Origin of the sequence: Curtobacterium sp. NPDC088465 (genome assembly GCF_044753165.1) — a bacterium.
GTDB lineage: Bacteria > Actinomycetota > Actinomycetes > Actinomycetales > Microbacteriaceae > Curtobacterium.
On sequence record NZ_JBIVMR010000002.1, the window covers coordinates 318732 to 332771 of the forward strand.

Annotated in this window: 12 protein-coding genes; 7 read left to right on the plus strand and 5 right to left on the minus strand. The window is 70.2% G+C overall.

The window, feature by feature from the left end; genetic code table 11:
- Positions 1–52: 52 nt before the first annotated feature.
- From whiA to ACIP6W_RS08815, 6 genes are all read left to right on the plus strand, one after another.
- On the plus strand, positions 53–1033 hold the full coding sequence (whiA, locus tag ACIP6W_RS08790) for a DNA-binding protein WhiA (RefSeq protein ID WP_209682494.1): 981 nt from the start codon (positions 53–55) through the stop codon (positions 1031–1033).
- 256 nt (positions 1034–1289) lie between these two features.
- Positions 1290–2300 carry a type I glyceraldehyde-3-phosphate dehydrogenase gene (gap, locus tag ACIP6W_RS08795; protein ID WP_058749583.1) on the plus strand — a complete coding sequence of 337 codons (1011 nt, stop codon included), beginning with the start codon at positions 1290–1292 and terminating at the stop codon, positions 2298–2300.
- On the plus strand, positions 2297–3514 hold the full coding sequence (locus ACIP6W_RS08800) for a phosphoglycerate kinase (protein WP_251159780.1): 1218 nt from the start codon (positions 2297–2299) through the stop codon (positions 3512–3514). Before gap ends, ACIP6W_RS08800 begins: the two co-directional genes overlap by 4 nt.
- A complete protein-coding gene (tpiA, locus tag ACIP6W_RS08805) occupies positions 3511–4290 on the plus strand; it encodes a triose-phosphate isomerase (RefSeq protein WP_400429076.1) in 780 nt (259 codons plus the stop codon). The genes ACIP6W_RS08800 and tpiA overlap by 4 nt, the downstream gene beginning before the upstream one ends.
- Before the next feature lie 120 nt (positions 4291–4410).
- Complete coding sequence (gene secG / locus ACIP6W_RS08810; protein WP_058727797.1) at positions 4411–4662, plus strand: preprotein translocase subunit SecG; 252 nt, start codon at positions 4411–4413, stop codon at positions 4660–4662.
- A 3-nt stretch (positions 4663–4665) separates the two neighbouring features.
- Positions 4666–5025 carry an RNA polymerase-binding protein RbpA gene (locus ACIP6W_RS08815; RefSeq protein ID WP_066654425.1) on the plus strand — a complete coding sequence of 120 codons (360 nt, stop codon included), beginning with the start codon at positions 4666–4668 and terminating at the stop codon, positions 5023–5025.
- A 296-nt stretch (positions 5026–5321) separates the two neighbouring features.
- On the opposite strand, the gene pgl is transcribed toward ACIP6W_RS08815, so the two are convergent.
- The 5 genes from pgl to tkt all read right to left on the minus strand — a co-directional run bounded on the left by pgl (position 5322) and on the right by tkt (position 12232).
- The gene (gene pgl, locus ACIP6W_RS08820; RefSeq protein ID WP_251159782.1) at positions 5322–6092 is read right to left on the minus strand and encodes a 6-phosphogluconolactonase; all 771 of its coding nucleotides are present in this window, start codon (positions 6090–6092) and stop codon (positions 5322–5324) included.
- 106 nt (positions 6093–6198) lie between these two features.
- A complete protein-coding gene (locus ACIP6W_RS08825; RefSeq protein WP_066654421.1) occupies positions 6199–7143 on the minus strand; it encodes a glucose-6-phosphate dehydrogenase assembly protein OpcA in 945 nt (314 codons plus the stop codon).
- A complete protein-coding gene (gene zwf, locus ACIP6W_RS08830) occupies positions 7140–8678 on the minus strand; it encodes a glucose-6-phosphate dehydrogenase (RefSeq protein WP_066654419.1) in 1539 nt (512 codons plus the stop codon). Before zwf ends, ACIP6W_RS08825 begins: the two co-directional genes overlap by 4 nt.
- Positions 8679–8869: 191 nt before the next feature.
- Positions 8870–9982 carry a transaldolase gene (gene tal / locus ACIP6W_RS08835; RefSeq protein ID WP_066654417.1) on the minus strand — a complete coding sequence of 371 codons (1113 nt, stop codon included), beginning with the start codon at positions 9980–9982 and terminating at the stop codon, positions 8870–8872.
- Positions 9983–10138: 156 nt separating this feature from the next.
- Positions 10139–12232: a transketolase gene (tkt, locus tag ACIP6W_RS08840; RefSeq protein ID WP_209682499.1), complete on the minus strand. Its 2094-nt coding sequence runs from the start codon at positions 12230–12232 to the stop codon at positions 10139–10141.
- A gap of 373 nt (positions 12233–12605) precedes the next feature.
- On the opposite strand from tkt, the gene ACIP6W_RS08845 reads away from it, so the two are divergent.
- Positions 12606–13550 carry a heme o synthase gene (locus ACIP6W_RS08845; protein WP_066654411.1) on the plus strand — a complete coding sequence of 315 codons (945 nt, stop codon included), beginning with the start codon at positions 12606–12608 and terminating at the stop codon, positions 13548–13550.
- The last annotated feature ends 490 nt before the right edge of the window (positions 13551–14040 follow it).

Sequence of the window (14040 nt, forward strand, 5' to 3'; positions counted from 1 at the left end):
CACGTGCGCCGGACCCGCGGACCCCACCAGAGAAAACGTTAGGAATGATGCTGTGCCGTTGACTGCCGAGGTCAAGGACGAACTGGCCAGGGTCGTCGTGAACCGCAACACGGTCCGCGCCGCCGAACTCGCGACCATCCTGCGGTTCGCGGGCGGCCTGCACGTCATCTCGGGCAGGATCGCGGTCGAGGTCGAGCTCGACACCCGGATCATCGTCCACCGCGTGCGCAAGGACCTGGCGGAGCTGTACGGCGTGCGGAGCGAGGCGTCGGTGGGGTCGTCCGCGTCCTCCCGCCGCGGCACCCGCTACCTGGTCCGCGTGCTCGAGGCGGGGGAGACGCTCGCCCGCCAGACCGGGCTCATGGACGCGCGCCGTCGCCCGGTGCGTGGCCTGCCGAACCGTCTGACGACCGGCAACCGCGAGGACCTCGCCGCCATCTGGCGCGGTGCGTTCCTCGCCTCCGGCACGCTGACCGACCCCGGTCGCGCCGCCGCGCTCGAGGTCACCTGCCCGGGCAACGAAGCGGCGATGGCACTGGTCGGTGCCGCCTCGCGCCTCGGGATCGCCGCGAAGGGCCGCGAGGTCCGCGGCGTCCACCGCGTCGTCATCCGCGACGGCGAGGCGATCGGCCAGATGCTCACCGTCATGGGCGCCGCCCGCACCACCGCCGAGTGGGAGGAGATGCGCCAGCGCCGCGAGGTCCGCGCCACAGCCAACCGTCTGGTGAACTTCGACGACGCCAACCTCCGCCGCTCGGCGCAGGCCGCCGTCGCCGCGTGCGCCCGCGTCGAGCGCGCGCTCGAGATCCTCGGTGACGACGTCCCGGACCACCTCAAGTACGCCGGGTCGCTCCGGCTGCAGCACCGTGACGCCTCGCTCGACGAGCTCGGTCAGCACGCCGAGCCGCCGATGACCAAGGACGCGATCGCCGGCCGCATCCGCCGCCTGCTCGCGATGGCCGACAAGAAGGCGGTCGACACCGGCGTGCCGGGGACCGAGGCCAGCGTGCCGGAGGAGCTCGAGGGGGCGTAGCCCCGACCGGCCCCACGACGGACGGGAGGCGCGGTGCCGGCTGGCACCGCGCCTCCCGTCCGTCCGGGGGAGCGTCCACCACCATCGGCGGGACCGTCCGGACGGACCGTCATCCGGCGCGGGCGCGCAGTGTCCGACTGCTAGGGTCGTTACGGCGACGTTACGGGGCGTATCGTCCACCACACGTGGGTCCGCAGGGCCGCACGACTCCGAAAAGCAGCGCCCCCGGGGCGCTCCACACCCACCAGGAGATCCATTGACCGTCAAGATCGGCATCAACGGCTTCGGCCGCATCGGCCGTAACTTCTTCCGGGCCGCCCTCGCCAAGGGCTCCGACCTCGAGATCGTGGCGGTGAACGACCTCACCGACAACGCGGCCCTCGCGAACCTGCTGAAGTTCGACTCCATCACGGGTCGTCTCGGCGTCTCCGTCGAGCTCGACGGCGACAGCATCGTCGTCGACGGCAAGCCGATCAAGGTCCTCGCGGAGCGCGACCCCGCGAACCTCCCGTGGGGCGAGCTGGGCGTCGACATCGTCATCGAGTCGACCGGCTTCTTCACCAAGGCAGCCGACGCGCAGAAGCACATCGACGCGGGCGCCAAGAAGGTCATCATCTCGGCCCCGGCGACCGGCGACGACGTCACCATCGTCCTCGGCGTCAACGAGGACCAGTACGACCCCGAGAACCACAACATCATCTCGAACGCGTCGTGCACCACGAACAGCCTCGCGCCGCTCGCCAAGGTCTTCCACGACAAGTTCGGCATCGAGCGTGGCCTCATGACGACGGTGCACGCGTACACCGCCGACCAGAACCTGCAGGACGGCCCGCACAAGGACCCGCGTCGTGCCCGCGCCGCGGCGCTCAACATCGTCCCGACCTCGACCGGTGCGGCGAAGGCCATCGGCCTCGTCATGCCCGAGCTCGCCGGCAAGCTCGACGGCTACGCCCTCCGCGTGCCGGTGCCGACCGGTTCGATCACCGACCTCACCCTCGAGACGTCGTCCGAGGTCACCGTCGACGAGATCAACGCCGCCTACAAGGAGGCCGCCGAGGGCCCGCTCAAGGGCATCCTGCTCTACAGCGAGGACCCGCTGGTGTCGACCGACATCACGACGGACCCGCACTCGTCGATCTACGACTCCGGCCTGACCAAGGTCATCGGCAAGCTCGTCAAGATCACCTCGTGGTACGACAACGAGTGGGGCTACTCGAACCGCCTCGTCGACCTGACCGAGTACGTGGGCGAGCGACTCTCGGCATGAGCCTCCGCACCCTCGAGGACCTCGGCGACCTCGCCGGCAAGCGCGTCGTCGTCCGGTGTGACCTGAACGTCCCGCTCAAGGACGGCACGATCACCGACGACGGCCGCGTGCGCGCGTCGCTGGGCACGCTCAACACGCTCGTCAACGCCGGTGCGCGGGTCATCGTGATCTCGCACCTCGGTCGTCCCGACGGCACGCCCGCGCAGGAGTACTCGCTCGCCCCCGTGGCGCAGCGGCTCTCCGAACTGCTCGGCAAGGAGGTCACCTTCGTCGGCGAGACCGTCGGCGACGAGGCGACCGCGGCCGCCGAGGCCCTCGGGGACGGCGACGTCCTGCTGCTCGAGAACCTCCGCTTCAACCCGGAGGAGACCTCGAAGGACGCGTCGGCGCGCACGGCGTTCGCCGAGCGGATCGCCGCCCTCGGTGACGCGTTCGTGTCGGACGGCTTCGGCGTCGTGCACCGCAAGCAGGCCTCCGTGTACGAGCTCGCGGCAGCGCTGCCCAGCGCGGCCGGCTCGCTCATCGAGTCCGAGCTGACGGTGCTCGAGCGGTTGACCAAGGACCCGCAGCGGCCGTACACGGTCGTGCTCGGCGGATCGAAGGTCAGTGACAAGCTCGGTGTCATCGAGCACCTGCTCCCGCAGGTCGACACGCTGTGCATCGGTGGCGGCATGCTCTTCACGTTCCTCGCGGCCCAGGGCCACGGGGTCGCGAAGTCGCTCCTCGAGCAGGACCAGCTCGACACCGTCCGGGCGTACCTCGCCAAGGCGGACGAGCTCGGCGTGACGATCGACCTGCCGACCGACGTCGTGGTGGCCTCCGGGTTCGCCGCGGACGCCGACCACGAGACCGTCGCCGCCGACGCGATCGAGTCCTCGTCGTTCGGCACGGACGGCATCGGCCTCGACATCGGCCCGGAGACCGCGGCGCGCTTCGCGTCGGCGGTGTCCGGCTCGAGGACCGTGTTCTGGAACGGTCCGATGGGCGTGTTCGAGTTCCCGGCGTTCGCAGCAGGCACGAAGACCGTCGCGCAGGCGTTGACCGAGGTCGACGGCCTCGGTGTCGTCGGCGGTGGCGACTCCGCGGCGGCCGTCCGGTCGCTCGGGTTCTCGGACGACCGGTTCGGGCACATCTCGACCGGTGGTGGTGCGAGCCTCGAGTTCCTCGAGGGCAAGTCGCTCCCCGGTCTCGAAGCACTGGGGTGGTCCCGATGACCCGCACGCCGTTCATCGCCGGCAACTGGAAGATGAACCTGGACCACCTCCAGGCCATCGCCACCGTGCAGAAGCTCGCGTGGACCCTGAAGGACGCCCGTCACGACCACGACGACGTCGAGGTCGCGGTGTTCCCGCCCTTCACGGACCTCCGCAGCGTGCAGACGCTCATCTCGGCCGACAAGCTCGAGATCCGGTTCGGCGCACAGGACCTGTCCCAGTACGACTCCGGTGCCCACACCGGTGACGTGTCCGGGGCGTTCCTCGCAGCGCTCGACGCGCAGTACGTCATCGTCGGACACTCCGAGCGGCGCACGCTGCACGGCGAGACCGACGAGGTCGTCGCCGCGAAGACCGCCGCTGCAGTCAAGCACGGCCTCGTGCCGGTGGTCTGTGTCGGTGAGACCGGCGAGGAGCGCGAGCAGCGCGGCGCCGGTGTCGTCCCGGTCGAACAGCTCAAGGTCGTCCTCGAGGCCGTGAAGCCGTCCGAGATCGTCGTCGCGTACGAGCCGGTCTGGGCGATCGGTTCCGGTCAGGCCGCGAGTGCGGAACAGGCCCAGGAGGACTGCGCCGCGCTGCGTCGCGGGATCGCCGAGGCCTGGGGCGACGACCTCGCCGCCAGCACGCGCGTGCTCTACGGCGGTTCGGTGAAGTCGGGCAACATCGCCGGCTTCCTGCGCGAGCCCGACATCGACGGCGCGCTCGTCGGTGGGGCCTCGCTCGACGTGCAGGAGTTCGCGGCGATCGCGCGCTTCCGGCAGCACGTCGGACTCTGATCCATCCCGCTCAGGCCGGCCACGTCCGCGTGGCCGGCCTGAGCCACGCCCGTGCCGGTGTCGGGGCTGCTCACGCGGCCCGCTACACTTGCAGGGCTGACTTCACACGAAAGGTACGTCGTGGCGATACTCTCCGTCGTGCTGCAGGTCCTGCTCGCGATCACGAGCCTCCTGCTCACGCTCCTCATCCTCCTGCACAAGGGCCGCGGTGGCGGTCTCTCCGACATGTTCGGCGGCGGCGTGACGAGCAACCTCGGGGCGTCCGGCGTCGCCGAGCGCAACCTCAACCGCATCACGGTGATCCTCGGTCTGGTCTGGATCGTCTCGATCATCGTGCTCGGTCTCATCAACAAGTTCACGGCAGGGAGCTGAGCCATGGCAACCGGAGGCAGTGCAATCCGAGGGTCCCGCGTCGGCGCGGGTCCGATGGGGGAGCAGGACCGCGGCGTCCAGGCCGAGCGCGTGGCCGTCTCGTACTGGGACGCCCTCGGCAACGAGGTCGTGCGGTACTTCTCGGCGACCCTGCCGGACGACGAGATCCCGGAGACGGTGGACTCGCCGTCGACGGGTCTGCCGGCCGGCCGCGACAAGGAGAACCCTCCCGTCGTCGCGAAGACCGAGCCCTACAAGACGCACCTCGCGTACGTGAAGGAGCGCCGCACCGAGGAAGAGGCAGCGCAGCTCCTCGAGGACGCGCTGCAGCAGCTCCGGCAGCGTCGCGGTACCGCGAAGTAGCACCTGGCGTCAGAAGGCCCCCGCACCGATCCGGTGCGGGGGCCTTCGTCATCCGCCGGACGTGTCGTCGGTGCCCTCGGTCCTCCGGTCCTGGCTGTTCCGGTCGCAGGACGTGCCGCGCGCGGTCGTTCGGGTTGCACGACATGCCGTCGGGATCGGAGGTGAGCGGCAAGTCGTGCGACCGGAAGCGGGCCGGCGACGTCCGCACGGCAGTTGCGCGGACCGACCGGACCACAGACGGATGGGAGGCGCGGTGCCAGCCGGCACCGCGCCTCCCGTCCGCCAGGGGGTCGCGTCTAGTAGGTCGACGCGATGAGGTTCTCGGGGACCTCGCGCGCGGCGTCCTGGTCCACGAAGAACACGGTGCGCTTGCGGCCCTGCACGCCGCCGACGGGGACCTCGTCCACCGCGGCACCGGCCAGGGCGAGGCCGAGCACCGACGCCTTCTCGGCGCCGGACAGGATGACCCACACGCGCTGCGAGGCGTTGATCACCGGGAAGGACAGCGTCAGGCGCTGCGCCGGCGGCTTGGGGGAGTCGTCGACCGTCAGCACGGCACGGTCGGTCACCGCGAGCTGCGGGAACTCGGGGAAGAGCGACGCCGTGTGGCCGTCGGGGCCGACCCCGAGCAGCGTGATGTCGAAGCGGGGCGCGACCGCGCCCTCGGGTGCTGCGTCCTGGAGCTCGCGCTCGTACTGTGCGGCGGCCTCGTCGATGGACAGCCCGGCGTCGGACGGTGCCATCGGGTGGATGTTCGCCTGCGGGATGTCCACGTGCTCGAAGAAGTCCGTCTGCGTGCCGGTGACGTTGCGGTCCGCATCGCCCTCGGCGACCCAGCGCTCGTCGACCCACCACACGTGCACCTTCGACCAGTCCACGCTCTCACGCGCGGGCGACTGCCCGATCGCCGCGAGGACCAGGGTCGACACCGAGCCGCCGCTGATCGCGATGTCCGCGCGCTCCTGCTCGTCCAGCACGTCGATGATCTTCGTGATGAAGCGAGCGGCGACCGACGCGCCGAGGGACTGCTTGTCCGGGTGCACCAGCACCCGTCGTTCGTTGGTCACGTGTCTCCCGTGTTCGTGGCGGCCGACCGGTGCGACCGCCTTCGGTCCGACCGGGGCGGGCGGCGGTCGTGTCGACCACCGCCCGGACCCCGGCCGTGTGCGGTGCTCAGCCGGCGATGGACTCGCGCAGCTGGGGCACCCCGTGCTTGACGACGTCTCCGAAGAGGACGTCCGCGTCGAGTCTACGGAGTTCCTCTGCGAGGCAGTCGCGCAGGTTCCGTCGGGGCAGCGACAGGTCGTGCGTCGGCTGCCCGGGCATCGACAGGGTCGCGACGTCGACGAGCGAGCGCTCGAGGTCGATCGTGCCTGATGCACGCTCGAGCTTGACCCCGTGGATGCCGCTCGACCCGGTGGCCCGCGGCGAGGTGACGACGGACACCGGCACCTGCAGCTGCAGCTGGAGCCACGCGGCGAGCAGGATCGTGGACGGGCTGTCGCTCGCACCGGACACCTCGACGCCGGTGACGGGCTCGTACGGCGGCTGGTCGAGCGCCGCGGCGAGCTGGTTCCGCCAGAGCGTCAGGCGGGTCCACGCGAAGTCGGTGTCACCCGGCACGTAGGACTTCCCGAGCGCCTCGATCGCGCTGTTCGGGTCCTTCTGCGCGGCGGCATCGGTGATGCGACGCTGCGCGATCCGGCCCAGCGCGGACGCTGCCGGCTGCTCCGGAGCGGCCTGCGGCCACCATGCGACGACGGGGGCGTCGGACAGGAGGAGACCGGTGACCAGGCTCTCCTCGTCCGTCGCGGTCTCGCCGTACGCACGGAGGACGATGACCTCGCTCGCGCCCGCATCGCTGCCGACGCGGATCTGGGCGTCGAGTCGACCGGGGGACTTCGTGTCGCCGTCGTTCTTCGACACGATGATCACCCGCATCGGGTGCTCGCGCGACGCCTGGTTCGCGGCCGAGATCGCCTCTTCCTCGTGCCCGAGGGCGGTCGAGATGATGAGCGTCAGCACGCGGCCGAGGGCGACGGCGCCACCCTCCTCGCGGATGTGGACGAGCTTCTTCTGGATCTTCGAGACCGTGGTGTTCGGCAGGTCGATCTTCATGGACGCCTCCAGGTCCGGCCGTCGCGGGCGAGCAGGGCATCGGCGGACGCCGGACCCCACGTGCCGGGACGGTACTGCTCGGGCTGGCCCTGCGTGGCCCAGAACTCCTCGATCGGGTCGAGGATCTTCCACGACAGTTCCACCTCTTGGTGACGGGGGAACAGGGGAGGGTCGCCGAGGAGCACGTCGAGGATGAGTCGCTCGTACGCCTCCGGCGAGGCCTCGGTGAACGCGTGTCCGTAGCCGAAGTCCATCGTCACGTCGCGCACCTGCGTGCCGACGCCCGGGACCTTCGAGCCGAAGCGGAGCGTGACGCCCTCGTCCGGCTGGACACGGATGACGAGCGCGTTCTGCCCGAGGGGTGCCTGCGTGTTGCCGTAGACGTCCTCGGGGACGCGCTTGAAGACGATCGCGATCTCGGTCACGCGACGGCCGAGGCGCTTGCCTGCCCGCAGGTAGAACGGGACGCCCTGCCAGCGGCGGGTCGCGATGTCGAGCTTGATCGCCGCGTAGGTCTCGGTCGTGGACTCGGGGTCCATCCCCGCTTCCTCGAGGAAGCCCAGGACCTTCTCGCCGCCCTGCCAGCCACCGTCGTACTGGCCGCGTGCCGTCGCCGTGGCGAGGTCCTCGGGCAGGCGCACGGCGGAGAGCACCTTCTCCTTCTCGGCGCGCAGGTCAGCGGCCTTGAACGAGACGGGTTCCTCCATCGCGGTGAGCGCGAGGAGCTGCAGCAGGTGGTTCTGGATGACGTCGCGCGCTGCGCCGATGCCGTCGTAGTACGCGGCCCGACCGGCGACGCCGATGTCCTCGGCCATCGTGATCTGCACGTGGTCGACGTAGTTCGAGTTCCAGATGGGTTCGTACATCTGGTTCGCGAACCGGAGCGTCAGCAGGTTCTGGACGGTCTCCTTGCCGAGGTAGTGGTCGATGCGGAACACGTCGTCGGGCGCGAAGACGCTCTCGACGATCGCGTTCAGCTCGCGCGCGGTGCGGAGGTCGGAGCCGAACGGCTTCTCGACGACCACGCGGCTCCAGGAGCCCTCGCGCTTCTCGGTCAGTCCGGAGACCTTGAGCTGCTCGGTCACCACCGGGAACATCTTCGGCGGGATGGAGAGGTAGAAGGCGTGGTTGCCGAGCGTGCCGCGCTCCGCGTCGAGCTCGTCGACGGTGCGCTTCAGCTCGAGGAAGGCCTCGGGGTCGTCGAACGAGCCCTGCACGAAGCGGATGCCCTGCTCGAGCTGCTTCCAGACGGCCTCGTCGAAGGGGGTGCGGGAGTGGTCCCGGACCGCGTCGTGCACGAGCTGGGAGAAGTCCTGGTCCTCCCAGTCGCGCCGGGCGAACCCGACGAGTGCGAAGCCCGGGGGCAGGAGCCCTCGGTTCGCCAGGTCGTAGACCGCGGGCATCAGCTTCTTGCGGGACAGGTCGCCCGTCACGCCGAAGATGATGAGGGTGCTGGGCCCCGCGATCCGGTTCAGACGTCGGTCGGTCGGCAACCGGAGCGGGTTGTGCTCCGGGGTGATCGCCACCGGTGACATGAGTGTGGACTCCTTGTGGGTCGAACGGAGACGGCGGAGCGCTGCGCTGCGGGGGCAGCGGCGACTCCGCCGTCGTGGTGGTCAGGTCCGGCCGGGAGGCGCGTCGCGGCTCCGGCGGTCGGGTCCTGACCGGGGGTGCCTGCGTCCGGGGGACGGCGGTCCCGTCCTCCGGACGCAGGCTCCGGTCGTGCTTACTTGCTGTTCTCGAGCGCGGTCTTCACCGTGTCGACGAGCTCGCCCCAGGAGACGTTGAACTTGTCGACGCCCTCCTTCTCGAGCAGCGCGACGACGTCGTCGTAGTCGACACCGGCGGCAGCGATCTGGTCCATGACCTGCTGCGCGTCGTCGAACGAGCCGGCGATGGCGTCACCGTGGATCTCGCCGTGGTCGAACGTCGCGTCGAGCGTCTTGCCCGGCATGGTGTTGACCGTGTTCGGCGCGGCGAGCTCGGTCACGTAGAGCGTGTCGGGCAGCGACGGGTCCTTGACACCGGTCGAGGCCCACAGCGGGCGCTGCGTGTTGGCACCGGACTCGAGCAGGCCGAGGGCACGCTCGGTGGCGAACTGCTCGGTCCAGACCTGGTACGCGAGCTGCGCGTTGGCGATGCCGGCCTTCGACTTGAGGGCCTTCGCCTCGTCGGTGCCCGCGGCGTCGAGGCGCTTGTCGATCTCGGAGTCGACACGTGACACGAAGAACGAGGCGACCGAGTGGATCTTCGAGAGGTCGTGGCCCGCGGCCTTGGCCTTCTCGAGGCCACCGAGGTAGGCGTCGATGACGGCGCGGTAGCGCTCGAGCGAGAAGATCAGGGTGACGTTGACCGAGATGCCGGCACCGATGACCTCGGTGATGGCCTCGAGGCCCTCGAGCGTCGCGGGGATCTTGATGAGGACGTTCTCGCGACCGACCTTCTCGAACAGGAACTTGGCCTGCTCGATGGTCTTCTGGGTGTCGTGGGCGAGGCCCGGCTCGACCTCGATCGAGACACGGCCGTCGAAGCCCTTGGTCTCGTCGTAGATCGGCTTGAAGACGTCGGACGCGTTCGCGACGTCCTGCGTGGTGATCTCGAAGATCGCCTCGGTGACGTCGGTGCCCTTCGCCGCGAGCTCCTTGACCTGCGAGTCGTAGCGCTCGCCCTTGGCGAGGGCCGACGCGAAGATCGTCGGGTTCGTGGTGACGCCGACGACGTTCTTCTGCTCGATCAGCTCGGTCAGCTTGCCGGTCTCGAGCAGCTCGCGCGACAGGTCGTCGAGCCAGATGCTGACGCCGACCTCGGAGAGGGCGGCGGTGGGGGTGTTCTCAGCCATGGTTTCTCTTCTTCTTTCGTCGACCGGCCCGGTGCGCGGAGGCGACCAGGGCCGTGTGTGTCGTGGTCTGTGGGCCGGGAGGCGCGGTGGCGGGGCCGCCGCGTGCCTCCCGGCAGAGGGGCCGGACCCGGCGTACCGGATCCGGCCCCTCGTGGGTCAGGACGCTGCGATCGATTCCTTGGCGGCGGCGACGACGTGCTCGGTGGTGAAACCGAACTCGGCGAACAGGCGCTGGTAGTCGGCCGATGCACCGAAGTGCTCGATCGACACGCTGCGGCCCTTGTCGCCGACGATGTCGCGCCAGCTCATCGCGATGCCGGCCTCGACCGAGACGCGCGCGGTGACGGCCTTCGGCAGGACCTGCTCGCGGTAGGACTCCGACTGCTCGAAGAACCACTCGAGCGAGGGGGCGCTCACGACGCGGGCGTTGATGCCCTCGCCCTTGAGCTGCTCACGCGCGTCGACCGCGATCTGGACCTCGGAACCGGTCGCGATGAGGATCACGTCCGGGGTGCCGTTCGGCGCCTCGGCCAGGACGTACGCGCCCTTCGCGACGTTCTTCGCCGAGGCGAGCGTCTCGCCGGAGGCGTCGCCCTCGCCACGCTCGAAGACGGGGAGGTTCTGACGGCTCAGCGCGATGCCGGCCGGACGGTCCTTGTGCTTGAGCATCTCGAGCCACGCGTACGACACCTCGTTGGCGTCGGCCGGACGGACGACGTCGAGACCCGGGATCGCACGGAGCGCGGTGATCTGCTCGATCGGCTGGTGCGTCGGGCCGTCCTCGCCCAGGGCGATGGAGTCGTGGGTCCAGACGTAGATCGCCGGCGCCTTCATGAGCGCGGCGAGACGGACCGCCGGACGCATGTAGTCGCTGAAGATGAGGAACGTGCCGCCGAAGGGGCGGGTGTTCCCGTGCAGGACGATGCCGGACAGGATCGAGCCCATCGCGTGCTCGCGGATGCCGAAGTGCAGCACGCGGCCGTACGGGTCGGTGCTCCAGGTCTTCGTCGACGCCTCGGCCGGACCGAAGGACTTCGCGCCCTCGATCGTGGTCAGGTTCGACTCGGCGAGGTCCGCCGAACCGCCCCAGAACTCGGGCATGAGCGGCGCGATGGCGTTGATGACCTTGCCGGAGGCGGCGCGGGTCGAGACGGCCTTCTCGGTGGAGAAGACCGGCAGCGCCTCCTCGAGGCCCTCGGGGAGCTCGCCCGCGTTGATGCGGTCGAGCATGGCCTTCTTCTCCGGGTTGGCCGCAGCCCACGCGTCGAAGGTCTTCGTCCACTCGGCGTGCTCGGCCTGGCCCTTGGTGATCGCACCGCGGGTGTACTCGAGCACCTCCGGGTCGACGTGGAAGGTCTTGTCCGCGTCGAAGCCGAGGACCTCCTTGAGGCCCTTGAGCTCGTCGGCACCGAGCGCCGAACCGTGGATCTTGCCGGAGTTCTGCTTGGTCGGCGACGGCCAACCGATGATCGTCTTGAGGACGATGAGCGACGGCTTGGTCGTCTCGGCCTTGGCGGCCTCGACGGCGCGGTGGAGCTCCTCGACGTCCTCGGAGTACTCGCCGGTCTTCTTCCAGTCGACGTGCTGGACGTGCCAGCCGAGGGCCTCGTAGCGGGCCGCGACGTCCTCGGAGAACGCGATGTCGGTGTCGTCCTCGATCGAGATCTGGTTCGAGTCGTAGAAGACGACCAGGCGACCGAGCTGCTGACGGCCCGCGAGGCTCGCGGCCTCGTTGGTGACGCCCTCCTGCATGTCACCGTCACCGGCGATCACGTAGGTGAAGTGGTCGAAGGGCGACTCGCCGTCGGCGGTCTCCGGGTCGAACAGGCCGCGCTCGAAGCGCTGCGCGTAGCCGAAGCCGACCGCCGAGGCGAGGCCCTGGCCGAGCGGGCCGGTGGTGATCTCGACACCGTCGGTGTGGCCGTACTCCGGGTGACCCGGGGTCTTCGAGCCCCACTTGCGCAGGTGCTGCAGGTCCTCGAGCTCGAGGCCGTAGCCGTGCAGGTAGAACTGCACGTACTGCAGGATCGAGGCGTGACCGGCGGAGAGGATGAAGCGGTCGCGACCGATCCAGGTGGAGTCGCTGGGGTCGCGACGCATCACCTTCTGGAAGAGCAGGTGGGCGACCGGCGCGAGGCTCATCGCGGTGCCGGGGTGACCGTTGCCGGCGGCCTCGACCGCGTCGGCGGCGAGGACGCGTGCCGTGTCGACGGCCTTCCGGTCGATGGCGTCCCAGGTGAATTCAGCCACTTGGATGTTGACCCTTCGTTGTTGCGACATGTGCGAGGGCTCGTGCCATCGCACGGACATGATCGCCGTCCCGGGGCCGTGTGTCGTGTCGCCGTCGAGCGGCGGCCGACCGGCTCTTCGCGGCCGACGTCTTCGGGGCACACGATGCGGGAGGGCGTGTCCAGCATAGTGACCACGCACTCAGAAGGTGTCCAGGTGACGACGGTGCCGTGTCGGGCAGCCGGCCCGGTCGGCGAGGCGGGGCATCCTCGCGGCGCCTCGATGGCCTAAACTGGTGTCGACCCGTGTGCATTCCGGGTCGACGCACGCCCCGACGGTGACGGAGCCGCCCACCGAGCGTGCGAGCTGACGCGAACGGACTGAGGTTCCCCTGTTGACTGCCACCGCGACCCGGCCCGACACCGATCGACCCCGCTCGACGCTGTCCCGCAAGGTCCGCGCGTACGTCTCGCTGACGAAGCCCCGGGTCATGGAGCTGCTCCTCGTCACGACCGCTCCGACGATGTTCCTGGCGGAGCGCGGGGTCCCGGACCTCTGGCTCGTGTTCTGGACGATGCTCGGCGGCGCGATGTCGGCAGGGTCGGCCTCGGCGTTCAACTGCTACATCGACCGCGACATCGACCGGCTGATGAAGCGCACCAGCCAGCGCCCCCTGGTCACCGGTGAGCTCTCCGACAAGGAGGCACTGGTGTTCTCGTGGACGCTCGCCGTCCTGTCGACCGCCGTCCTCGGCTTCCTGGTGAACTGGCTGGCCGCCGCGCTCAGCGTCGTCGCGATCCTGATCTACGTCTGCGTCTACACGCTCTGGCTCAAGCGCCGCACCCCGCAGAACATCGTCTGGGGCGGATCCGCCGGGTGCATGCCGGTGCTCATCGGCTGGGCCGGTGTCACCGGGTCGCTGACCTGGGCGCCGATCATCCTCTTCATGGTGATCTTCCTCTGGACGCCGCCGCACTACTGGCCGCTGTCGATGAAGTACCGCGACGACTACGACGCCGCCGACGTGCCGATGCTCGCGGTCGTGCGCGGCCGCACGGTCGTCGGGCTGCAGGTCGTGCTCTACGCCTGGGCGACGCTCGTCTGCTCGCTGCTGCTCATCCCGGTCGCGCACATGGGGCCGCTGTACACGGTCGTCGCCCTGGCCGGGGGCATCTGGTTCGTCGTCGAGTCGCACCGGCTGTACTCGCGGGCGATCCAGCACGTGGAGCAGGTCCAGCCGATGCGGGTGTTCCACAGTTCGATCACGTACCTGACGCTGCTGTTCATCGCGGTGGGCATCGACCCGCTGCTGCCGCAGGTCTTCACCTTCACGATCTAGCCAGGGTTCGTCGCCCGCGCACGGAGCGCCGCCTGTCTGCCGGCGGCGCTCCGTGCGTCGGGGCGCAGCGCGGGCGGTCCCGGGTCGGGCGTTCGCGGGTCGGGTGGGCGCGGCTCGGACACGGGCGCGCGGGGTGCGTGCCCGCGTCGACCCGGGTGGCGCGGGCCGACGCGACAGATCCGCTGTCGTACGCCGACGGGGATGTCGCGGGAGCCTGCGCGTGACGCGGGCTGCGCGAGGCGAGTGCGCCCAGCGACGATGCCGCTGTCGTACGACGACGGGGATGTCGCAGCAGACGCGCGGCCGCGACCGGGCGTCGGACGGGAGGCGCGGGGCGGGCGGTGCTGCGCCTCCCGTCCGCACCGTGGCCGGTCCGGTGCCGAGGCGGGGGGCGGGCGGTGCTGCGCCTCCCGTCCGCATCGTGGCCGGCCCGGTGCCGAGGCGCGGGGTGGCGGCGTCCGCACGAGACGGTCGCACCTGCGCGAGACGG